General features: G+C 63.5%; 19 protein-coding genes. 7 read left to right on the plus strand and 12 right to left on the minus strand.

What is annotated here, in order from left to right:
- Positions 1–78 precede the first annotated feature (78 nt).
- The 8 genes from EJ066_RS01960 to EJ066_RS01995 form a co-directional block, all read right to left on the minus strand.
- Positions 79–1,260 carry a serine hydrolase gene (locus tag EJ066_RS01960; protein WP_126034563.1) on the minus strand — a complete coding sequence of 394 codons (1,182 nt, stop codon included), beginning with the start codon at positions 1,258–1,260 and terminating at the stop codon, positions 79–81.
- 27 nt (positions 1,261–1,287) lie between these two features.
- Positions 1,288–2,484 (minus strand): serine hydrolase, encoded by a 1,197-nt coding sequence (locus tag EJ066_RS01965; protein WP_126034564.1) that lies wholly within the window; start codon positions 2,482–2,484, stop codon positions 1,288–1,290.
- Between the two features lie 53 nt (positions 2,485–2,537).
- On the minus strand, positions 2,538–3,965 hold the full coding sequence (locus EJ066_RS01970; RefSeq protein ID WP_126034565.1) for an amidase: 1,428 nt from the start codon (positions 3,963–3,965) through the stop codon (positions 2,538–2,540).
- A gap of 119 nt (positions 3,966–4,084) precedes the next feature.
- On the minus strand, positions 4,085–5,119 hold the full coding sequence (locus tag EJ066_RS01975) for an extracellular solute-binding protein (RefSeq protein ID WP_126034566.1): 1,035 nt from the start codon (positions 5,117–5,119) through the stop codon (positions 4,085–4,087).
- Positions 5,120–5,132: 13 nt separating this feature from the next.
- Positions 5,133–5,939 carry an ABC transporter permease gene (locus tag EJ066_RS01980; RefSeq protein WP_126034567.1) on the minus strand — a complete coding sequence of 269 codons (807 nt, stop codon included), beginning with the start codon at positions 5,937–5,939 and terminating at the stop codon, positions 5,133–5,135.
- Complete coding sequence (locus tag EJ066_RS01985; protein ID WP_126034568.1) at positions 5,932–6,852, minus strand: ABC transporter permease; 921 nt, start codon at positions 6,850–6,852, stop codon at positions 5,932–5,934. The genes EJ066_RS01980 and EJ066_RS01985 overlap by 8 nt, the downstream gene beginning before the upstream one ends.
- The gene (locus tag EJ066_RS01990) at positions 6,852–7,946 is read right to left on the minus strand and encodes an ABC transporter ATP-binding protein (protein ID WP_126034569.1); all 1,095 of its coding nucleotides are present in this window, start codon (positions 7,944–7,946) and stop codon (positions 6,852–6,854) included. The genes EJ066_RS01985 and EJ066_RS01990 overlap by 1 nt, the downstream gene beginning before the upstream one ends.
- A gap of 127 nt (positions 7,947–8,073) precedes the next feature.
- A complete protein-coding gene (locus tag EJ066_RS01995) occupies positions 8,074–9,741 on the minus strand; it encodes an amidohydrolase (RefSeq protein WP_126034570.1) in 1,668 nt (555 codons plus the stop codon).
- 169 nt (positions 9,742–9,910) lie between these two features.
- Here EJ066_RS01995 and EJ066_RS02000 point away from each other — a divergent pair, with 169 nt between their 5' ends.
- From EJ066_RS02000 to EJ066_RS02010, 3 genes are all read left to right on the plus strand, one after another.
- The gene (locus EJ066_RS02000) at positions 9,911–10,942 is read left to right on the plus strand and encodes a histone deacetylase family protein (RefSeq protein WP_126034571.1); all 1,032 of its coding nucleotides are present in this window, start codon (positions 9,911–9,913) and stop codon (positions 10,940–10,942) included.
- A 367-nt stretch (positions 10,943–11,309) separates the two neighbouring features.
- Positions 11,310–12,953, plus strand: a complete 1,644-nt coding sequence (locus EJ066_RS02005) for an MFS transporter (RefSeq protein WP_126034572.1) — start codon at positions 11,310–11,312, stop codon at positions 12,951–12,953.
- A 242-nt stretch (positions 12,954–13,195) separates the two neighbouring features.
- Positions 13,196–13,480: an SCP2 sterol-binding domain-containing protein gene (locus tag EJ066_RS02010; protein ID WP_126034573.1), complete on the plus strand. Its 285-nt coding sequence runs from the start codon at positions 13,196–13,198 to the stop codon at positions 13,478–13,480.
- Between the two features lie 57 nt (positions 13,481–13,537).
- On the opposite strand, the gene EJ066_RS02015 is transcribed toward EJ066_RS02010, so the two are convergent.
- Together EJ066_RS02015 and odc2 are read right to left on the minus strand one after the other, a co-directional pair.
- A complete protein-coding gene (locus tag EJ066_RS02015; protein ID WP_126034574.1) occupies positions 13,538–14,140 on the minus strand; it encodes an N-acetyltransferase in 603 nt (200 codons plus the stop codon).
- 99 nt (positions 14,141–14,239) lie between these two features.
- Positions 14,240–15,373 carry an ornithine/lysine decarboxylase gene (odc2, locus tag EJ066_RS02020; protein WP_126034575.1) on the minus strand — a complete coding sequence of 378 codons (1,134 nt, stop codon included), beginning with the start codon at positions 15,371–15,373 and terminating at the stop codon, positions 14,240–14,242.
- A 542-nt stretch (positions 15,374–15,915) separates the two neighbouring features.
- Here odc2 and EJ066_RS02025 point away from each other — a divergent pair.
- From EJ066_RS02025 to EJ066_RS02040, 4 genes are all read left to right on the plus strand, one after another.
- Positions 15,916–17,115, plus strand: coding sequence for an amidase (locus EJ066_RS02025; RefSeq protein ID WP_126034576.1), 1,200 nt, complete (start codon positions 15,916–15,918; stop codon positions 17,113–17,115).
- A gap of 1 nt (position 17,116) precedes the next feature.
- Positions 17,117–18,016, plus strand: coding sequence for a LysR family transcriptional regulator (locus EJ066_RS02030; RefSeq protein ID WP_126034577.1), 900 nt, complete (start codon positions 17,117–17,119; stop codon positions 18,014–18,016).
- 86 nt (positions 18,017–18,102) lie between these two features.
- Positions 18,103–18,771, plus strand: coding sequence for a DUF1007 family protein (locus EJ066_RS02035; RefSeq protein WP_126034578.1), 669 nt, complete (start codon positions 18,103–18,105; stop codon positions 18,769–18,771).
- Positions 18,772–18,829: 58 nt separating this feature from the next.
- Complete coding sequence (locus tag EJ066_RS02040) at positions 18,830–19,903, plus strand: nickel/cobalt transporter (protein ID WP_126043716.1); 1,074 nt, start codon at positions 18,830–18,832, stop codon at positions 19,901–19,903.
- A 137-nt stretch (positions 19,904–20,040) separates the two neighbouring features.
- Here EJ066_RS02040 and denD read toward each other — a convergent pair whose 3' ends face one another.
- Positions 20,041–21,018, minus strand: a complete 978-nt coding sequence (gene denD, locus EJ066_RS02045; RefSeq protein WP_126034579.1) for a D-erythronate dehydrogenase — start codon at positions 21,016–21,018, stop codon at positions 20,041–20,043.
- Position 21,019: 1 nt separating this feature from the next.
- Positions 21,020–21,226: a hypothetical protein gene (locus EJ066_RS02050; protein ID WP_126034580.1), complete on the minus strand. Its 207-nt coding sequence runs from the start codon at positions 21,224–21,226 to the stop codon at positions 21,020–21,022.
- Positions 21,227–21,228: the final 2 nt, after the last annotated feature.

Here is a 21,228-nt window from a genome sequence, read left to right on the forward strand (position 1 = left end):
TCGCCCCGCCAACCGCGGCGTTTTCGATCATCCTGACAGGTCCACAGGAAAGCTGCGGCACTGCGGCTCCGGGTCGGCTCAGACCATCCGGCTCAGCGCCTCGAAGAAAGCGACCATATCGACATCGAGGGGCTCATCGACTGGCTCCGGCTGCGACGACATCTTCGCGATGACGACCTCCGCCTTCGGATTGACATAGAGCCACTGGCCGTGGATGCCGATGCCACAAAAGGCGCCGCTTTCGGCCCCCGTCTGATACCATTTGTTGCGATAGCGGCCTTGCGGAAAGAGGAACGCCATCGTGCCGCGCTGCCAGGCCTCGGTGTCTCCGCCCGTGCCGGTCGTGTCGCGCGCCCAGGCTTCCGGCACGATACGGCGGCCGTTGGCCATGCCGCCCTGCCGCATCATCTCGCCGACACGCGCCAGATCGCGCGGCGTCACCGAAATGCCGCCGGCCGTGCGCGCCGTGCCTGCCATGTCGACGGTCACGGATGCCTCGCCGGCAGCGCCGAGCGGCAGCCACAATTTCTCGCGCATCAGCTCGGCAAAGCGCTGTCCGGACGCGCGTTCGAGCAGGATGCCGAGCAGGTCGGAATTGGGCGAGCGGTAGCAGAACGTCCGGCCATGCGGTTCGGCCAAGCGCTGCAGCGTCAGGAGGAAGCCGGACAGGCTTTCGCTGCCGCCACCCGGATTCCACAGCGTCGCGCGACGATAGCGCGCGAAGGCGCTTTCGGGGTCGAGATAGGCTTCTTCGAAGTCGAGGCTGACGGTCATGTCGAGCACATGCCGCACGCTGGCATCGCCATAGGCCGAGCCGGCGGCTTCCGGCAGATAGCGGGTCACCGGAGCCTGCGGATCGAAAATCCCCTCGCCTTCCAATATGCCGGCAAGAATGGCGGTCAGCGACTTGCTGATCGAGAAGATGATGTGGCGTGCGCCGAAATCCATATGCGGTGCGAGCCAGTCGCCGACGAGCTTGCCGGCCTTCATGATCGTCAGCCCGTCGGTATCGGATCGTGTGAGAAAGGCCGCAACGGTCTCCGGGCCGCCCGCCAGAGTGACTCTCTCGCCGAGCAGCCCGTCAAGAGCCCGCGCCAGCGCCTCACCGCTGGCTGGCGCTGCGGCGACGCGTGCGCTCGGTACCAGCTCGCCGACGTTCTGGAACGACCACCGGCTGAACGGGCTTTCGCGCCAGTTGCCGAGCAGCACCTGGTTGCGGGCAAAGCCGTATCTGGTCTCGAACACGGTCTTGCCGGTCATGGCGTCTCCTTCCGAACTTTTTGGAATTTAGGCTAGCGCGGCGGCGATGGCGTGCACGGCTTTCATCGTCGCCATCGAATAGGCGATATTGGTGAAATCCGGGTAGCTCGAAAGCTTCACCACGACCATTCCCGTGTCCCAGTCGATATGGATCAGCTGCCCGAACACGCCCCGGCACATCAGCGCGCGTGAACGCGGATCCTCGATCCAGAACTGGTTGCGGTAGCTGCCCTCCGGCAGGCTGGGATTGAAATCCGGTCCATGCCTGCCGTTGCGCGTTGCTTCGATCCAGTCGGCCGGCACCACGCCGCCGCCATTGTCGAGGATCAGCTGGCCGAAACGGCCATAGTCGCGCAACGTGGCGTTGAAGCCGCCATCGGCGAGCGCATAGCCGGCGCCGTCGACGGTGAAGCAGGCGCTTTCATCGGCTCCGAGCTTTTGCCAGAGTTCTTCCGAAACCAGTTGCGCCAGCCGCTTGCCGGTGACCCGCTCCATGATGAAGGCGAGCACGTCGGTCTCGATCGAGCGGTATTCGAACGCGGCACCATGCGGCCGGCTTGTCTCCTTGAGGCCCACGATCAGCTCGAACATATGCGACGGCCACTCGAAGGCCGGATCGCTGCCCGGCGGCACCGGTTTCCAGCCTGAGGCGACATCGACCTGGCCGATGTCCGAATAAGGGTCGGTGTATTCCTCGGAAAAACGCACGCCCGTCGTCATGTCCAGCACGTGCTGCACGCTGGCGCCCGCCCAGCCGGTGGCCTCGAGCTCCGGCAGATAGGTCGTCACCGGCAGCGTCGGATCGATCAGGCCGCGCCTGACCAGTATGCCAAACACTGAAGCGGTGACGGATTTCGCCATCGACTGCGACAAATGCAGCGTGCGGTCGGTCATGCCGTTGAAATAGCGCTCGACGGCGATCTTGCCGTCCTTGAGCACGAGCAATCCGTCCGTATAGGTTTCGTCGAGCAGCCCGGCCAGCGTCGTCGGCTGGCCCATGCTGTTGCTCACCGGCAGCGCATCGAGATCGACCTCGGCGCGCTCGAACCGGCGGCGATGGCCATTGCCGCGCCAGACTTCGATGGTCGGCAGAAATTCGCGGATGTGCTGGAACGCCCATCGGTTCCAGGGTCCCCTGTCCCAATCGAGCTTCGGTTGCACCATCAGCGGCGGAGAGCCTTGCATGATTGGCGGAGCCGGTTCGCTGTTGCGGTAGGAAGTCATTTTATGCTCCGGGAAGTGTCGTCCCGTGGTGTCCCGACGGCTTTTGCTTTCCGTCATAGTTTCGGCCGGCGCGCCTTGTCTCCGTACCAGCCACCGAGTGCTTTTTCATAGGCCATGCCGGCGCGGAACACGTCTTCGTCGCTGTAGGTGCGGCCGACGATCTGGATGCCGGTCGGCACACCGTTTTTCGCACGGCCGGATGGAACCGACAGCACCGGACAGCGGCTCATCGTGTTGAACGGCGTCGTCATCACCCAGCCCAGCGAGGGATCGACAATCTTGCCGTTGATCCTGACCTCGTCCTTCGACTGGTCATGGTCGGCCGGCACCGACGGCAACGCCGTGGTCGGGCAGATCAGCACATTGTATTTCTCGAGCAGCGGCCCAAGCGTCATGTACATGCGTCCGGCCACTTCCAGGCTGCCGACGAAATCGGTCGCCTTGGAACCCGCTCCCTCCTCGGCGAATTTGCGGGCGTAGGTCGTCATCTCGTCGGCATGGTCGGGCAGCAGTTTCGACAGGAACGCACCGAACAAATGATTGAGATAAGCGAGCCCGGCCTCCAGGACCTCCGGTCCCCAGCCGAGATCGACTTCCTCGACCTCGGCGCCCAATGAACGAAACACATCAAGTGCTTTCTTCGTGTTCTTGACCACTTCCGGATCGACCTCGAAGCCGCCGAGATCCATCGAATAGCCGATCTTCCAGCCCTTGATCGGCTTGAATCTGGTCGGCAGCGTCAGCTTCGGCCGGAGCGAAACTATGTCCAGCGGACTGGGTCCGGTCATGACGTTCTGCAACAGGATCGCGTCCGCCACCGTACGTGCCAGCGGCCCGGTGTGGCAGTAGAAGTCGAGGTTGAAGGGAGGGTCGTCCGGATTGCGGCCATAGGGCGGCTTGTAGCCGACGACGCCGCAGGCCGATGCCGGGATGCGGATCGAACCGCCGATATCGGAACCGGTGGCGATCGAGGATGTGCCGGAGGCGAGCGAGGCGCCCGAGCCGCCCGAAGAGCCGCCGGGCGTGAACCTGGTGTTCCACGGATTGCGGGTGACGCCCCACAGCCTCGACCAGGTGTAGGCCGCGCAGGAGAATTCCGGCGTCGCGGTGCGTGCATGGACGATGCCGCCGGCCTCGATGATGCGTTCGTTCATGGTCGAACTGGCGTCGGCGACGAAATCCCTGGTGATCAGCGATCCGCCGGTGGTCGGCTTGCCCTTGATATAGCTTTCATCCTTGATGCCGACCGGCAGGCCTTCGAGCGCGCCTGTCTTCCTGCCCTTGGCGTATTTCGCCTCGGCTTGTCTGGCCAGCGCCAGCGCCTCGTCGAAATGGGTGTTGGTGAAGGCGTTGACCTTGTCCTTCGTCGCCTCGGCGCGTGCGATGACCGCTTCCATCAGCTCGACCGGTGAGAGCTTTTTTGCCCGGAAGCGCTTCAGCGCCTCGCTTGCCGGCATATAGCAAAGATCGAGATCGGACATGGCAGGCGGACTCCAGGCGCGCCAGGCGCCGGCCCGACGTCGATTCTTGTCGAAGGCATTCCGTCGATGGATTCAAGCAAGACCCGGCAGCCTTGGCTGCCGGGTCCGTGGTGCCGCGATCACTTCTGCAGTTCGGTCCAGATCCTGGTGTAAAGCGCCAGCACGTCGGGCGCACAGCTCAACATGAACTCACCCTTGTCGGCGAACTCGGCGGGGATATTGACCTCCGGCGCCGTCTTCATGTCCTCGGGCATGAAGGCTTCCGATCCCTTGATGCCGTTGGCGTAGCGCGCGAAAGACGAGATCAGCGCCGCGTTTTCGGGCTCCATGATGAAGTTCTGGAACAGCTTGGCATTTTCGACGTTCTTGGCGTCCTTCAGCACCGCGAGATTGTCCATCCAGATCGGATAGCCTTCCTTCGGATAGCCATAGACCATGTCCTTGTTCTGCAGGCGGGCGCGGAAGGACGCGCCGTTCCAGTCGACGCTGGCTGCGAAGTCGCCCTTGGCGAACTTCTCGACCGTGCCGTAGTCCATGGAGATCCATTTCGGCTTTGCCGCCACCAGCGCATCGCGCGCCTTCTTCAGCACTTCCTTGTCGCCGGTGCAGGGCTCGCCGCCGACATATCTGATGGCAAGATGCATGACGTCGGCCATTTCGGGCACGACATTGACCTTGCCGACCAGTTCCGGCGGCGGATCCATGAAGATGGCGGAAGTGTTGGGATCGCCCTTGTAGACCGAGGTATTGACCGTCACGCCCGTCGTGCCCCACTGCCACGGCACGGTGTATTTGCGGCCTGGGTCGAAGGGAACGTCGACCCATTTCGGGTCCATGTTCTTGAAGTTCTCCATCTTGCTGGGCTCTGTCTCCAAGAGCAGACCTTCCTGGATCCAGATCGGCACGAAGCTCGCCGAAGGCACCACGATGTCGAAGCCGCTGCCGCCCTGCCTGATCTTGGCGAGCGCCGTGTCGTTGGAATCGTAGTCGGTGACTGTCACCTTGACCTTGTATTTTTCCTCGAATTTCTTGATGAGGTCGGGGCTGGTGTAGTTGCCCCAATTGTAGATGTTGAGTTCGCCGTCGGCGCGGGCGAGACCCGCCGAGGCGAACAGCGCGGCGCTGAGCGCCGTGGCAGTCAGTTTCCAATTCATCGTTTCTCTCCTGTCACTCCTGATCTTTTTTCCTGCTGATGAAAAAGAAGACGGTGACGATCAATATCGAGATCAGCAGGAACACCGTCGAAATCGCGTTGATTTCCGGCGTGATAAAGCGCCGGAACTGGCCGAGCATGTAAGTCGGCAACGTGTCCTGGCCGCCGGACTTGACGAACTCCGTGATGACGACGTCGTCCAGCGAGATGACGAAGGCCAGCATCAGCCCGGCAAGGATGCCTGGCCAGAGCAGCGGAAAGGTGACGCGCCGAAAAGCCTTCCAGGGTGTCGCGTAGAGGTCGGCCGCAGCGATCTCCAACGTCAGATCCATGTTCTCGAGCCGCGCCCGGATCGGCAGATAGGCAAAGGGAATGCAAAAGGCCGTATGCGCGACCATCAGGTAGCCCAGCCCCGAATAGCCGGTCCAGATCTTGATGCGCGAGAAGAAGATCAGCAGCGCCACCGCGGTGACGATTTCCGGCACCATCAGCGGCTGGTTGATGAAGGCGTATTTGAAACCGAGGCCGGGATATGGCTTCGTCCGGGTCGTGGCAAGCGCGGCCATGGTGGCGACGATCGTCGAAACGACCGCCGCGACGGAACTGATCTGCAGCGATCGGATAGAGGCGTCGACGACCTGGTTGTTGTTCCAGGCCTGGTAGAACCAGCGCAGCGACACACCTTCCCAGATCGCGATCGAACTGCCGGCGTTAAATGCATAGACGACAAGCGTGATGATCGGCAGATACAGCGCGAAAAAGCAGATCATCGCGATCGTCGCGAAGCCGGTCTGCCGGCGGATGTCGAAGCGGCTAGCCATGCGTGCCGCCCTGACGCCCGGCGGCGCGGACATAGACGAGCAGCGCGACCATCACGATCGCCATCAGCGAGATCGACAGCGCCGAGCCGAGCGGCCAGTTACGGCCTTGCCCGAACTGCAGTTCGATGAGATTGCCGAGCATCATATTCTTCGTCCCGCCGAGCACGCGCGGGGTGACATAGGCGCCCAGCGCCGGGATGAAGACGAGGATCGAGCCGGCAACGATGCCAGGCTTGACCAACGGAATGATGACTCGCCTCAGCACCTGGAACCGGTTGGCGTAGAGGTCGTAACCCGCCTCGACCAGCCGGAAGTCGATCTTCTCCATGCTGGCATAGAGCGGCAGCACCATCAGCGGCAGATAGACATACGTCATGCCGACCATCAGCGCGAAATCGGTGAACATCATCTGGATCGGCTGGCTGATGATGCCGAGCTTGATGAGCACCGTGTTGACGATGCCCTCGTTGCGGATCACCTCCTGGATGGCGAAGGTGCGGATCAAAAGATTGGTCCAGAAGGGGATGGTGATCAGGAACAGCCAGATGTCGCGCTGCCGCGCGGGCCGGGTGGCGATGAAATAGGCGGTCGGGAAGCCAAAGAGCAGCGTGAAGATCGTCGTCAGAAACGATAGTTTGGCCGAGCGCCAGAAGATCGACAGATGCGCGTCCGCAAAGGCCAGCGTGTCGTCGAAGATGTCGCGCTGCATGACCACCGACAGCCAGCCGTCCGTGGAGAATTTCCACACCACGTCGCCATAGGGCCCCGGCGTCAGGAACGAGTAGATCACCACGATCAGCAGCGGGCCGGTGGCCGCCAGCAAGATGATGATCAGTGCCGGCGCCGACAGAAGCCAGCGACCACGTATCTCACGCCGTTCGGCTTGCTCGGCGACTTCTTCCGCGCTCGCCATCAGTCCCTCAGTATTTGTGCGGCGTCGTTGCCGATCGAAATGCCGACTTTGTCTCCCAGCTCGAAACCGCAGCCTGCGCTGCGCGTGTTCTGCTGGCGCACGGTGAAGGCCTCGCTGCTGTCCAGACGAACATGGATGTGCGTGTCGGTGCCGAAATAGACGATGTTCTCGACCGTTCCCGACAGGTCGCCCTTGCCGTTGGTCAGCTTGGCATGCTCCGGTCTGACCACCACGGTGGCGTTGTCCTTCGGCTGGAAGCCCTCAGCCACGGTCGCGTCGATCGTTGCGCCGGATTTGAGCGTTGCTCGTGCCTTGCCGTTGCCCATGCTGGTGATGGCTGCGGTCAGGAAATTGGTTTCGCCGATGAAGTCGGCGACGAAGCGCTCCGCCGGCTTGTCATAGATATCCCAGGGCGAGCCGACCTGCAGGATCTTGCCCGACGACATCACCGCGATGCGGTCCGACATGGTCAGCGCTTCTTCCTGGTCGTGGGTGACGAAGATGAAGGTGATGCCGGTCTCGTGCTGCAGCCGCTTCAGCTCGATCTGCATCTCCTTGCGCAGCTTGAAGTCGAGCGCCGACAGCGGCTCGTCGAGCAACAGCACTTTCGGCTGCGGCGCCAGTGCCCGCGCCAGTGCCACGCGCTGTTGCTGGCCGCCGGAAATCTGGCTGGTGCGGCGGTTGCTGAGCGCCTCCATCTTGACCAGCTTCAGCATCTCGGCAACCCGCGCCTTCACTTCGGTCTTCGGCTTGCCGAGCATTTCGAGGCCGAAACCGATGTTCTCGGCCACCGTCATATGCGGGAACAGAGCATAGTTCTGGAACACGGTGTTGACCGGCCGCTTGAACGGCGGCAGCGGTGCGATGTCCTGGCCGTGCAGCAGGATCTCGCCGGTGCTCGGAAAGTCGAAGCCGGCGATCAGCCGCAGAAGCGTCGTCTTTCCGCAGCCGGACGGACCAAGCAGCGTGAAGAACTCATTTTCGCGGATCGACACCGAGACAGTGTCGAGAGCGGCGACCTGCGACTCCCCGGTACCGAATACCTTGCGGACGCCACGAACCTCAATCGCATTTCTACCCGGCTGTTCCGGCACGATTACCCCATTTCTTGTGCCCGCTCTTCATGGCGGATCCAGTTCCCACTCGATTGTCAGCACACGGCGTGTGGCTTGGCAAGCATACATCCGAATCCCGATTCAGAACGCAATTCCCATGCCACCGTCATGCCTGATAAGTGACCTTGCCGCCGCAGATCGTCGTCACCGGCCGCACCGTATGCAGCGCTTCCGGCGCGGTCGCCTCGATATCGGCAGAGAGCACCACGAGATCGGCCATGAAGCCTGATTTCAGGCGGCCTTTGCGATGTTCCATGAACTCGGCATAGGCGCCTTCCACCGTGTAGCCGCCGAGCGCTTCATGCAGCGAGAAGCGCTGGTCGGGATCGCTGTCTGCCCATGGTTTGCGCAGCACTGCCGCCTGAATGCCCAGGATCGGATCGATCGGCGACACCGGCCAGTCGGAGGCGAAGACGACGCGCGCGCCGGCATTCTTCAGCGTCCGCCACGCATAGCTCAGCGGCCAGCGGGCGCGTCCGATGCGTGACACCGTTGGTTCCAGCGGCAAGCCCATGCTGCCCGGCGGATGCGGCGGCTGCATCGAGGCAATGACCCCAAGCTTCGCGAAGCGCGGCACGTCGGCAGCGGTGACCACCTCGATATGCTCGACCCGATGCCGGCTGTCACGCTTGCCGTTTTGTTTCTGTGCCGCCTCGTAGCCGTCGAGCACAGCGCGCACGGCGCCGTCGCCGATCGAGTGCACCGCCATCTGCAGCCCGCGTCTGTCGACGGCCACGGCAAGGTCGATGAACTGCTGCGGCGTGAAAAGCGGCTCGCCCACCCAATCCGGACGATCCGCGTAAGGCTCGACCATCACCGCCGTCCATGAATCGAGCACGCCGTCGTAGAACACCTTGACCATGCCCGACGACAGCCATTCGCCATTGTAGCGCTCAGCCATCGTCGACGCCTTGTCGAGCATGTCGAGCGTCATGAAATTCTTATAATGGAACGGCACCTGCACCCGGCAGAGCAACCCACCTTCGGCCTCGATCTCGGACAGGAGTTCGAGCTGGTGCAAATTGCCGTCCATGTTCTGGATCGATGTGATGCCGTGCCTGGCACACCATTCCAGCCCGCGGCGCATGATCGCCCGGTCGGAGGCCTGCTGCGCCGGCGTCGGCTTCGGGTCGGGCTCGCCGCCGGTGGCCAGGCCGAGTCGCACGCGACCCTCGCCGGCCAGCGCGATCAGCGGCCCAAAAGCCTCGCCCTCGCGCAATTCGCCGCTGGCCAGCCCGTCGTCGCCCATGACGATCTCATTGCCAGGGCCAAGCTGCCTGCCGCCAAGCAGGCCGGCCATTTGCAGCGCCCTGGTGTTGGCCCACATCGTGTGGTGGTCGGGTGCCGCCATGACGAAGGGCCGGTCCGGCAGGATGCGGTCCAAGTGATGGCGGCTGACCCGCTCGGCCGCCGACAGGATGGTGTAGTCGGCGCCTTGCGCCTGCAGAATGGGCAGGTCCGGCCGCTTTGCGGCATAATGGCGCACAGCGTCGCAAAGCGCCTCGAAACCGTGGACGCCCGTCAGTTGGAGATGATCGAGCTCGGCCGCGCCGGCGAAAAGATGCATATGCGCCTCGATGAAGCCGGGCACGACGGAACTGCGCCCGGCATCGATGACACGCGTGCCGGGGCCTTTGTGCTCCAGCACAGTTGCGCGATCTGCGATCGCAATGATCTCACCACCCTTGACGGCTATGGCTTCGGCGCGGGGCGTATCGGGATCCATCGTCAATATGCTGGCGTTCTCGACGATCAGATCGGCCGATAGCGGCATAATTTTCTCCCGTTTGAGCTTAGGCTAGCAGAGTATTGGCGTCTGGCAAGCCGTCTGCCGCCACCTGGAACAACACTCTGGAATGCCTCTTGGCGGCGCTGAAACTCTCTGCCACAAAGCAGTCTGTCAATGACAGATGCGCAACTCGAAGAGCGGGCCGGCCCCAAAAATGAAGACTGTTTTCTCTCCTCTCCACGCCGGTCATGCCGGAAACGTCGAGCTCATTTCAGGCGCCATAGTGCCGGCCTTCGAGAAGCCCTCGCGCGCCGAGTTCATCAAGGCGAGGGTGGAGAGCGAAAAGCTCGGCCCGATCCTGCCGCCCGACAGCCACGATCTCGCTGCTGCCAGGAAAGTGCATGTCAGCGACTACATCGATTTCCTGCCGACCGTGTGGCCGCTCTGGGAAGCGTCCGGCCGGACGGGTTCGGCCCTCCCCTTCACCTGGCCGACGCGCGGACTGCGCGGCGATGTGCGCCCCAGGACCATCGATGCGCTGCTTGGCTTTTACTCCTTCGACGGCGGCGCCACCTTCGTCAAAGGCACCTGGGAGGCGATCAAGTCGTCTTATGACGTGGCACTGACCGCGGCCGCCCTGGTCAAGGACGGCGAGATGTCCGCCTTCGCGCTCTGCCGCCCGCCCGGCCATCACGCCGGCGCCGCCTTCATGGGCGGCTATTGCTACATCAACAACGCCGCCGTTGCCGCGCAATGGTTCCGCGACCAGGGCGCCAAACGCGTCTCGATCCTCGATGTCGACTACCATCACGGCAACGGCACGCAGGAGATCTTCTACAGCCGCGACGACGTGCAGGTGCTGAACCTGCACGGCGACCCGATGACCGAGTATCCGTTTTTCCTCGGCCATGCCGACGAGCGCGGCGCCGGGCCCGGCGAAGGCTTCAATCTCAACTACCCCATGCCATTCGGCACCACATGGGACGCCTGGAACGCCTCGCTGGAAGACGCCTGCACGAAACTTGCAGCTTACGCTCCCGATGTCGTTGTCGTCTCGCTCGGCGTCGACACGTTCGAGAAGGACCCGATCAGCCAGTTCAAGCTGAAAAGCCCCGACTATCCCAAGATCGGCCGCCGCGTCGCCAGGCTCGGCCTGCCGACGCTGTTCGTCATGGAAGGCGGCTATGCCGTCGAGGAGATCGGCATCAACGCCGTCGGTGTGCTGACAGGCTTCGAGGATCGGTAACGCATGTCGCCCAGAAGTCTGGCCCTTGGGCGTTTGACCCAAGGGTGCGCGGCGGTTTTGGGATAGCGGCATGTGTAGAAGAAACTAGCAGGCAACAGGCGGCGCAACCGTCCAGGTTGCGGCTTGTCGGCATGGAGCTTTTCCCCGCCTTCGCGTCGGCGGGCAGAAAATCGACCATCTCACCGATGCGCCTCACGCCGCCTGCAAGGACGCCGCTGACCTGTTCCGGCCCCTGCTATCTCGTTGTTGGACCATGATCTTTTTCGAGAATGCGTTCGCCCTTTGCGATGCGATGTTCTACTTTGAAGGAACGGTATGAGGGACCGATTCACTGGAATAAGACAGCATTGAAGGCGGGGAAGCATCCATGATCGACGACGAGCCGGACAGCGAACGCGTCTCGGCGCTGGCGCCGTTCCGGCACAGCATTTTCCGCGCCGTATGGTCCGCCAGTCTGGTTTCGAATTTCGGCGGCCTGATCCAGGGCGTCGGCGCCGCCTGGATGATGACCACCATCGCCACCTCGTCCTATCAGGTCGCGCTGGTCCAGGCTTCGACCACCTTGCCGATCATGCTGTTTGCGCTCGTTGCCGGCGCCATCGCCGACAGCTTCAACCGGCGCAAGGTCATGCTGATTGCCCAGACCTTCATGCTGGTCGTCTCGGTTCTGCTGACCGTCTTCACCTACCTTGGCCTGATGACGCCGTGGACGTTGCTCGCCTTCACCTTCCTGATCGACAGCGGCACGGCGCTCAACAACCCGTCATGGCAGGCTTCAGTCGGCGACATGGTGCCGCGCGCCAAGCTGCCGGCTGCCGTCGCGCTCAACTCGTTGGGCTTCAACCTGACGCGCAGCGTCGGCCCGGCGATCGGCGGCATCATCGTTGCCGCCGCGGGTGCCGCAGCGGCCTTTGCCGCCAACGCGCTGAGCTATGTCGGGCTCATCATCGTGCTGGCTCGCTGGAAGCCGGACTTGCCGGCCTCGACGCTGCCGCGCGAGACGCTGGGCGCGGCGATGGGCGCCGGCCTGCGCTACGTCGCCATGTCGCCCAACATCGGCAAGGTGCTGGCCAGGGGCGCGGCTTTCGGCTTCAGCGCCGGTGCGGTTCTGGCGCTGCTGCCGCTGGTGGCGCGCGACGTCGTCAAGGGCGATGCCTTGACCTATGGCATCATGCTCGGCGCTTTCGGCATCGGCGCCGTCGGCGGCGCGCTGATCAGCGTCCGGCTGAGGCAGATGCTGTCCAGCGAAACGATGGTGCGCATGGCCTTCGCCGGCTTCGCGCTCTGCGCCTTCAATGCCGCCGTCAGCGACCACGCCTGGCAGACGTCGCTCGGGCTGCTCATCGGCGGCGCCTGCTGGGTGATCGCGCTGTCGCATTTCAACGTCACGGTGCAGATGTCGACGCCGCGCTGGGTCGTCGGCCGGGTGCTCTCGGTCTATCAGACGGCGACCTTCGGCGGCATCGCGCTCGGCAGCTGGATCTGGGGTGTCGTCGCCGATGCGCATGGCGCCGAATTCGCGCTGATCGCGGCCAGTGTCGCGATGCTGGCGGGCGGCGCGATCGGCCTCTTGCTGCCCTTGCCGCAGCAGGCGGTGCTCAACCTCGATCCGCTGAACCGCTTCAAGGAGCCCCATCTCGGCCTCGACCTCAAGCTGCGCAGCGGCCCCATCGCCATCATGATCGAGTACATCATCCGTGAGGAGGACGTGCCGGAATTCCTCGCCACCATGGCCGAACGCGGCCGCATCCGTCGCCGCGACGGCGCCCGCAACTGGACGCTCGCGCGGGACCTTGAGAACCCATCCGTCTGGATCGAGCACTATCACACGCCGACATGGCTCGAATACATCCGCCACAACAAGCGGGCCACCCATGCCGACGCCGTCATCGGCGAGCGTATACGGGCGCTGCACAGCGGCGACGAGCCGCCGCGCGTCCGCCGCATGATCGAGCGCCCGACGACCGCCGGCACGGCGATCGTCATGCCGAAAGGGCCGATCGAGCATTAGACGGTAGTTTGCACGGCCGATTACATCGCATGGCAACCACGATGCCGGTCGCCACAGGTAGTGTGGACAGCACAGCTTCGCTGCGGCGATACGACCATCTTCGTCACGCGCAACCGCGTTGACGTAAACGTCAACCCGAAGCTATATGCGCCAGCGACCGTGTCGCGAAATGCGCAAGACGGCAACTTCGGCCAGATCGAAGTGCCAATATCGACAAACGCAACGAGACGAGGAGAACGGCCATGGGCGTTCAGGAGATTGCCGACAAGATCAGCTCGCGCGTGGCAAGTGCCGGGTTCGATCGTTCCGTGAAATTTGATACCGGCAGCGATGGCGTCATCGTCATCGACGGCGCTGATGTCTCGACCACCGACGCACCGGCCGACTGCACCATCAAGCTCTCGCTCGACGATCTGGACTCGCTGATATCGGGCGACCTCAACCCGACCATGGCATTCATGTCCGGCAAGATAAAGGTCGAAGGCGACATGACGGTCGCCATGGCGCTCAGCCAGTTGATTGGCTGACCTACTTGAAGATGGACAGAACGCCGCCCGATGGGCGGCGTTTTTGTTTTCGAACCGTCAGGCAGCGAGCGGCAGTCTCTGCGTCTTCAGCTTGCGCCCTGCCGCCTTCAGCGTGCCCTGCGCGCCGGCGAGCGCGCCTTCCACCAGTTCCAGTGCCAGCAAGCGGTGCCGCTCATAGGGGCCTGGCATGGCCAGCGAGCCGGTCTTCTCCGCCGAGAACCCGAAGCGCTCATAGTAAGGCGCGTCGCCGACCAGCAGGATCGCGGCGTGGCCAAGACGCGCGGCCTCGGTGACCGCATGGCGCATCAGCGCCGAGCCGATGCCGGCATTCTTGATTGTGGGGTCGACGGCGAGCGGGCCGAGCAGAAGGGCTGCCCGACCGCCCTCGCCCAGCACGACATCCCATAGCCGCACGGTGCCCGTGACAGCGCCCGACGCGTCGCGCGCGACAAAGGTCAGGCCTTCCGAAGGCCGGCGGCCGCGCCGCAGCTTTTCCGACGTTTTTTTCCGCCGGCTCAAGCCCATGGCGCGATCGAGCAGGGCTTCGCGCGCGACGATGTCGGCGGCGGTTTCGGCGGTGATGACAAAAGCGCCAGCAATCTCCCCCTCAAGGGGGGAGATGGCCGCGGCGCCCTCAGCAATGAAATCTGCAATTTCCATGTCCGCAATCCCTGGCGAGCGGAGATCTGTTCCACAGGCGAGCCGGAGCGGGCGATCCGTTCGCCCGCCTCGGGTGATCTGAGCAACTCTTGCGAGCCGTCAGATCACGTAGGATCGGAGAGGCTCGAAGCCATTGAAAGCGACCGAGGCGTAGGTCGTCGTGTAGGCGCCGGTGCCCTCGATCAGCACCTCGTCGCCGATGGTCAGCGACAAGGGCAGCGGATACGGCGTCTTCTCGTACATCACGTCGGCCGAATCGCAGGTCGGGCCGGCGAGCACGCAAGGCGCGGTCTCGGTGCCGTCATGCGCGGTCACGAGCGGGTAGCGGATCGCCTCGTCCATCGTTTCGGCGAGACCGCCGAACTTGCCGATGTCGAGGAATACCCAACGCACATTGTCATTGTCGGCCTTCTTCGAGATCAGCACGACTTCCGACTTGATGACGCCGGCATTGCCGACCATGCCGCGGCCCGGCTCGATGATGGTCTCGGGAAGCGCGTTGCCGAAATGCTTGCGCAGCGCCGAGAAGATCGCCTGGCCATAGGCCTGCGCCACCGGCACATCCCTGAGGTAACGGGTCGGGAAGCCGCCGCCCATATTGACCATCTTGAGCACGATGCCTTCCTCGGCGAGCGTCGAAAACACCTTCTTGGCGTCGCCGAGCGCGCGATCCCAGGCGGTCAGGTCGGTCTGCTGCGAGCCGACATGGAACGACACGCCATAGGCGTCGAGGCCGAGCATCCTAGCGTGGCGCAGCACGTCGACCGCCATCGCCGGCACGCAGCCGAACTTGCGCGACAGCGGCCATTCGGCGCCCTCGCCGTCGGTCAGCACGCGGCAAAACACACGCGCGCCGGGAGCGACGCGGGCGATCTTCTCGACTTCCTCGACGCAGTCGACCGCGAACAGCCGGATGCCGAGTTGGTAGGCGCGTGCGATGTCACGCTCCTTCTTGATGGTGTTGCCGAAGGAGATGCGGTCCGCCGGCGCACCAGCGTCCATCGCCATCTCGACTTCGGCAACGGAAGCGGTGTCGAAGGACGAGCCCATCGCAGCAAGGAGGCGCAGGATTTCCGGCGCCGGGTTTGCTTTCACCGCATAGTAGATCTTCGAATCGGGGAGCGCCTTCTCGAAGGCGCGGAAATTGTCGCGCACGACGTCGAGGTCGACGACGAGGCAAGGGCCGTTCGGGCGTCGGGTGGCGAGGAAGTCAAGGATACGCTGGGTAGCCATCGGGGTCTCTCCATCAGCGCCTTTCGGCGCGCACAAAGGCTGCGGGACGCGGGCTGTCGGCCTCGCGAACACGCGGTGGACAAAGGCGGGACGGATATCCATGGAACCAGCCGGTGGAGACCCCGGAACCATGAAGCGCCGTCTCGCGGCGGTGAACCTTGGCCTTGCCCGGCCTCGGTTCGCTTTGTCTGCCTTGGCTTGGATGGGAGACCCGTCCGCACTGCCGGCAATGAAGGTGTGCCTCTTCAGTAACCCCGGTCTTTGGACGACCGGCAGAACACCAGAAAGGCCCGCACCGTCGTTGCTTCAAGGTGTCCTCGGTCTGGCGGTTGGCCGCTAAACCGACTGGAGGGGTTGGCTCCAGTTACCTTACCGATTGCCCTCACCATTCGAGGATCGGCGGACACCCACAGGCACGTGCGACTTTGGGCAAGCGCGATATAAGAGCGAAGGATTTCACAATCAATAAAAATCGTGCGGCAAGGTTGTAAAATTTACCCCGTCGCACAATGTTGGACAGACTGTATCCGGATATCGAACGCATGACAGGCACTTGCGGCCCTCTGAACGCTTTTCTCGACCTTGCTCAAATCCCTGTTGCCCACACGCAATCCGGCCCGCTTGCCGGTCTGCGCTTGGCCGTCAAGGACATTTACGACGTGGCCGGCTACCGCACCGGCTGCGGCAATCCGCAGAAATACCGGGAGGCTTCGCCCGCTGCGGCGACCGCGCCGGCGATCCAGGCGCTGCTTGATTCGGGCGCGCGCTTCGTCGGCAAGACGCAAACCGACGAGCTGGCCTTCTCCCTGATGGGGCTGAACGCGCATTTTCCGTCGCCGGTCAATCCGGCGGCACCCGACCGCATCACCGGCGGCTCGTCCTCCGGCTCCGCCGCCGCGGTCGCCGGTGGGTTTGCCGACATCGCCACCGGATCCGATACCGGCGGCTCCATCCGCGCCCCGGCAAGTTTCTGTGGCCTGATCGGCCTCCGGGTCACGCACGGGCGCATTTCGCTCGACGGCGCCATGCCGCTGGCCCCGTCCCTCGATACGTTTGGGTGGTTCGCCAAGGACATGGTCACCTATGACAAGGTCGGCGCGGTGCTGCTCGGTGACGATCTCCATCGCCACGAATTGCAGCGTCCTATCGCCTTGGATGCGCTGGACGGGCTCGTGCTCGGTCCGCAGGAGGCTGACGAGTATCGCGACATGATCCGCAATATCTCTTCGGTGATGGGCACACCACGGACCATCGCGCCGCTCTCGCATTCCACCGACGATCTCTACTGGTGCTTCCGCAAGCTGCAGGGGTACGAGGCCTGGCAAAGCCATGGCGCCTGGATCTCGCAGAGCGACCGGATGCTGGGACCCGGCGTCAAGGAGCGCTTCGAACATGGCGCGACCATCGACGCCGCGACGGCGCGGAACGAAACGGAACGGCGCGTTTCGTTCCGTCGCGAACTTGCCGAGCGTCTTGGCGAGGACGGCGTCCTCGTGTTTCCGACTGTCCCTGGCGCCGCCCCGCTCAAGGCCGATTCGTTCGACGATTTGCAGACATACCGCGAACGCGCATTGAGACTGTTGTGTCTTTCCGGCCTTTCCGGCTTTCCGCAGATCACGCTGCCGCTGGGCCAGGTCGGCGGCGCCCCTTTCGGTCTTTCACTGCTCGGGCCGAAGAACAGCGACCGGCAACTGATTGCGCTTGGCGCACGCATCCTCTCAGACCACGAAAGAGGCGCATGACATGGACACCTTGACCCGCATGCGCGCCTTCATCGACGTGGTCGAGGCCGAGGGTTTTTCGGCAGCGGCGCGCAAAATCGGCCGCTCCAAGGCACTGCTGTCGAAATATGTGCGCGAGCTCGAAGACGAGCTTGGCGCGCTGCTGCTCAACCGCACCACGCGGCAGTTTTCGATGACAGAGGCCGGCCACACCTATTACCGGCGCGCCTCCGAAATCGTGCGCGAGGTCGACAGCCTGGCCGATGCCGTGCGCGAATCCTCCGGCGACGTGCGCGGCAAGATCAAGCTTTCGGCGCCGCGCACCTTCGCCGATGCGCCGATCGGCCAGTCGCTGATCGATTTCGCCAAGCAGCATCCCGACATCGTGCTCGATATCCAGCTCGATGACCGCTTCGTCGATCTGGTCGAGGAAGGGTTCGACCTCGCCGTGCGCATTTCGCGGCTGGAAAACTCCTCGCTGATCGCCAGGCGTCTGGCGCCGTTTTCGGTTCGGCTCTGCGCGTCTCCCGAACTGATCGCGAAACACGGCATGCCGGTGCGGCCGCAGGACCTTGGCCGCACCCCCTGCATCATCGACACCAACGGCCGCTGGCTGACCAATTGGCCGTTCAAGGGCGACAGCGGCGACACGGTAAGCGTTTCGGTCTCCGGCCCGATCGAGGTCAACAGCCCGATGACGGCGAGGGCCGCCGCAGTGGCGGGGCTGGGATTTGCCATCCTGCCGGATTTCATCGCTGCGCCCGACATCGAAACCGGCCGGCTGGTGACCGCGCTGGATGACCGCATCCTGTCGGGTGGCGGCATCTTCGCCGTCTATCCGCACCGGCGCTATCTGCCGGCGAAAGTTCGCGTCTTTGTCGATTTCCTGGTGCAGTGGTTCAAGACGACCGACAGCGCATGAGCATTCAGTCGACTATCGGTCCCATTTTCGCCCCCTTTCTGGTAACTTCTCGATATTCCCCGAAGCCGATGGAATCGCGACCGAGAATGCACCTGAAACGGCAGGCAATCATGATGGCTTCGGCCATGGCGGCGACATTTGCCACTGTCGGACCAGCCGAGGTGCATCCCCACGTCTTCGCCGAGGCCCGCCTCGAAGTGGTTCTCAGCCCGGATCACCAAACTGTGAAAGCCTTGCGCCATCTCTGGCGCTTCGATGATTTGTTTTCGAGCACGGTGATGATGGAATTCGACAAGAATTCCGACCTGAAGCTCGACGACAAGGAGCTGAAGGATGTCGCCGACACCGTTCATGCTTCGCTGGCGGAGTTCAATTACTTCCAGCTCGTCACCGTCGACGGCAAGGACGAGGCGATGAACCCGCCCCCGCAGCTGATGGCAAATTTCGAAAACGACCAGCTCATCATCCTGTTCGAATCCGAACCGAAGGCGCCGACCAAACTGGCCGGCAAGATCGATATCGGCGTCTACGACCCGACCTTCTACACAGCGATCGATTTCACCGAGGATGCCAATCTGCAGGTCGATGGGTTGCCGTCAACATGCACGAGCAAGGTCATCCGTCCTAACCCCGACGAGGCGCTCGCCCAGAATCAGAAGACCCTGACGGACGCCTTCTTCAACGATCCCACAGGCACCGACATGAGCAAGATCTTTGCGACCAAGCTCGAACTGAGCTGTCAGCCAGAAGGATAATCCGGTGACGAAACCGTCCCTGCGTTTGGCGTTCGGCTTTTTGGCCATCGCCCTTGTGATGACGCACTTCCTCGGCTCCGCCCACGCCCAGAGCTCGCTCGGCATCGGCACCAATGACGGGATCGCTCCCAGCACCGGCCCGTTCGCCCATATCCTGATGTGGATCAATCTGCGCCAGCAGGAATTCTACCGGGCGCTGGCAATGGCGATGAAGGCGATGCGCGAGGACGGCAGCAAGCTGTGGCTGCTCATCGGCCTGTCTTTCGCCTACGGCATTTTCCATGCCGCCGGCCCCGGCCACGGCAAGGCGGTGATCTCGTCCTACATGGTGGCGAACGAAGTCGCGCTCAGGCGCGGCATCATGCTGTCCTTCGTCTCGGCCCTGTTGCAGGCGCTGACGGCGATCGTCGTGATGATGCTCGCCTATTTCGTCCTGCGCGGCACTGCCATCTCGATGACCGACGCGGCATGGTTCCTCGAAGTTATGAGCTTTGCCTTGATCACCCTGTTCGGCGCCTGGCTTTTGTGGCGCAAGGCCGGCCCCGCCGTCCTTCGCCTGTTCGGTGCAAACCCCGCCTACAGCCTGTCGGCCGCCAATGCCGGCCATTCGCACGCAGGGCCCTCGCATCCCGCGCATGCGCATTCGGCGCATTCCCACGCGCTTCACGACCATAACCACGATCATGGCGCGCACGACCACCATCGTGGTCATGGCGGGCACGATCATCATCACCATGCGGCGGGCGAAGTCTGCGAGACGTGCGGACATTCACACGCACCCGACCCGGCGCTGCTTTCGGGCGACCGCTTCGACTGGCGCACGGCCTGGTCGGCGGTGGCAGCGGTCGGCATCCGCCCCTGCTCGGGTGCTCTGATCGTGCTGAGCTTTGCCTTGCTCAACGGGCTATGGTTCGGCGGCATTCTGTCGGTGCTGGCCATGGCGCTCGGCACCGCGATCACGGTCGCGGCCCTGGCGACGCTGGCGGTGACGGCCAAGAATTGGGCGGTCTATTTCGCCGGCGACGGCCGCTTGGGCAACCGCATCCACTCGATCGTCGAGATCGGCGGCGCAGCCTTCGTCTTCCTGTTCGGGCTGCTGTTGTTGTCGGCAAGCCTGACGGCTGGCGGGTGACGCCTTTGCGCGTCCGATTGGACGCGCAGCGCTCTAATGCATGTCGCGCAAAAGTGTGCAGCGGTTTTGCGATAACGACATGCATAAAAACAAGAAGTTAAAGCGCGTCGCATGAATCCGTTCAAACGCGACGCGCTTTAGTTTGCGAGTTTGCCGCCGAGCTCATCCTCGATATGGGCGCGGATGATTTCATCGAAGCTTTTTTCGGCGGCAAAGCCGAGCTCCCTCGACCGCCGCGCCTCGAACCGCGTCGGCCAGCCCTTGACGATCGCCCAGATCGTGTCGTCGGGCACCTCGCGGATCAGGTTCACCGCCCTGGAGCCGGCGACGCGCTCGAGCGCCTCGATCTGCTCGCCGACCGAGACGCCGACGCCGGGCATCGTCAGATTGCGGCGCGGGCCGACGGCGCTGCCGTCGATCCCTGCGGCATGGATCAAAAAATTCACCGCCGAGCGCGGGCTGGCATGGGTGTGCACCACCGAACGCGGCACCGGCAGGATCGCCTCCTCACCCTTCAACGGCTCGCGGATAATGCCGGAGAAGAAGCCCGAGGCCGCCTTGTTCGGTGTTCCGGGCCTGACGCAGATGGTCGGCAACCTGATGCCGATGCCGTCGAAGAAGCCGCGCCGCGTATAGTCGGCGAGCAGCGCTTCGCCGATCAGCTTCTGTGTGCCGTAGGAGGTCAATGGCGTCGGATGGAATTCGTCCGGGATGACATCCGGGAACGGTGCGCCAAACACGGCGATCGACGAGGTGAACACGACGCGCGGCGCATAGGACGCCAACCGGACGGCGTCGAACAGCGCCCGTGTGCCGTCGAGATTGACGCGGTAGCCGAGATCGAAATTGGCTTCCGCCTCGCCCGACACGACGCCGGCGAGATGGAAGATCACGTCCGGGCGCGACGCGACCAGCCTTTCCGTCGCGCCCGCCGCGGCAAGATCGCCGGTATGGATGGCGACATCGACGCCTTCGATGACCGGCGCCTGTGGCGGCACGATATCGTGAAGGTCGAGCGCGGCGATCTTGCGGCCGCGGAGCGTTCCGTCCTTCGCCAGCCGGGCGATGAGCTTGCGGCCGACCATGCCTGCCGCGCCGGTGATCAAAACACGCATATCAATGATCCTTTTTGCGTTGGCTGCGGCCACGCAGCCAGAACACGATGAAGATGGCCACCATGAAGACAGCGGCGACGACGCCGGCAAGGATGGTCGAGACGCTGCCGATCGCCAGCATCACGGTCGGCAAATAGTAGGCGGCGATGCCGAACAAGAGAAGGATCCAGAGGGCGCCGATCGCCGCATTGCGCGTATCGCGATCCATCA

This window comes from Mesorhizobium sp. M9A.F.Ca.ET.002.03.1.2, from assembly GCF_003952365.1.
Taxonomy (GTDB): domain Bacteria; phylum Pseudomonadota; class Alphaproteobacteria; order Rhizobiales; family Rhizobiaceae; genus Mesorhizobium.

Excerpts from the sequence above, each read along its gene's own strand:
- EJ066_RS01960 (WP_126034563.1), bottom strand. The coding sequence starts at position 1,260 with ATGACCGGCAAGACCGTGTTCGAGACCAGATACGGCTTTGCCCGCAAC.
- EJ066_RS01965 (WP_126034564.1), bottom strand. The coding sequence starts at position 2,484 with ATGACTTCCTACCGCAACAGCGAACCGGCTCCGCCAATCATGCAAGGC.
- EJ066_RS01970 (WP_126034565.1), bottom strand. The coding sequence starts at position 3,965 with ATGTCCGATCTCGATCTTTGCTATATGCCGGCAAGCGAGGCGCTGAAG.
- EJ066_RS01975 (WP_126034566.1), bottom strand. The coding sequence starts at position 5,119 with ATGAATTGGAAACTGACTGCCACGGCGCTCAGCGCCGCGCTGTTCGCC.
- EJ066_RS01980 (WP_126034567.1), bottom strand. The coding sequence starts at position 5,939 with ATGGCTAGCCGCTTCGACATCCGCCGGCAGACCGGCTTCGCGACGATC.
- EJ066_RS01985 (WP_126034568.1), bottom strand. The coding sequence starts at position 6,852 with ATGGCGAGCGCGGAAGAAGTCGCCGAGCAAGCCGAACGGCGTGAGATA.
- EJ066_RS01995 (WP_126034570.1), bottom strand. The coding sequence starts at position 9,741 with ATGCCGCTATCGGCCGATCTGATCGTCGAGAACGCCAGCATATTGACG.
- EJ066_RS02000 (WP_126034571.1), top strand. The coding sequence starts at position 9,911 with ATGAAGACTGTTTTCTCTCCTCTCCACGCCGGTCATGCCGGAAACGTC.
- EJ066_RS02005 (WP_126034572.1), top strand. The coding sequence starts at position 11,310 with ATGATCGACGACGAGCCGGACAGCGAACGCGTCTCGGCGCTGGCGCCG.
- EJ066_RS02010 (WP_126034573.1), top strand. The coding sequence starts at position 13,196 with ATGGGCGTTCAGGAGATTGCCGACAAGATCAGCTCGCGCGTGGCAAGT.
- EJ066_RS02015 (WP_126034574.1), bottom strand. The coding sequence starts at position 14,140 with ATGGAAATTGCAGATTTCATTGCTGAGGGCGCCGCGGCCATCTCCCCC.
- odc2 (WP_126034575.1), bottom strand. The coding sequence starts at position 15,373 with ATGGCTACCCAGCGTATCCTTGACTTCCTCGCCACCCGACGCCCGAAC.
- EJ066_RS02025 (WP_126034576.1), top strand. The coding sequence starts at position 15,916 with ATGACAGGCACTTGCGGCCCTCTGAACGCTTTTCTCGACCTTGCTCAA.
- EJ066_RS02030 (WP_126034577.1), top strand. The coding sequence starts at position 17,117 with ATGGACACCTTGACCCGCATGCGCGCCTTCATCGACGTGGTCGAGGCC.
- EJ066_RS02035 (WP_126034578.1), top strand. The coding sequence starts at position 18,103 with ATGCACCTGAAACGGCAGGCAATCATGATGGCTTCGGCCATGGCGGCG.
- EJ066_RS02040 (WP_126043716.1), top strand. The coding sequence starts at position 18,830 with ATGACGCACTTCCTCGGCTCCGCCCACGCCCAGAGCTCGCTCGGCATC.
- denD (WP_126034579.1), bottom strand. The coding sequence starts at position 21,018 with ATGCGTGTTTTGATCACCGGCGCGGCAGGCATGGTCGGCCGCAAGCTC.
- EJ066_RS02050 (WP_126034580.1), bottom strand. The coding sequence starts at position 21,226 with ATGGATCGCGATACGCGCAATGCGGCGATCGGCGCCCTCTGGATCCTT.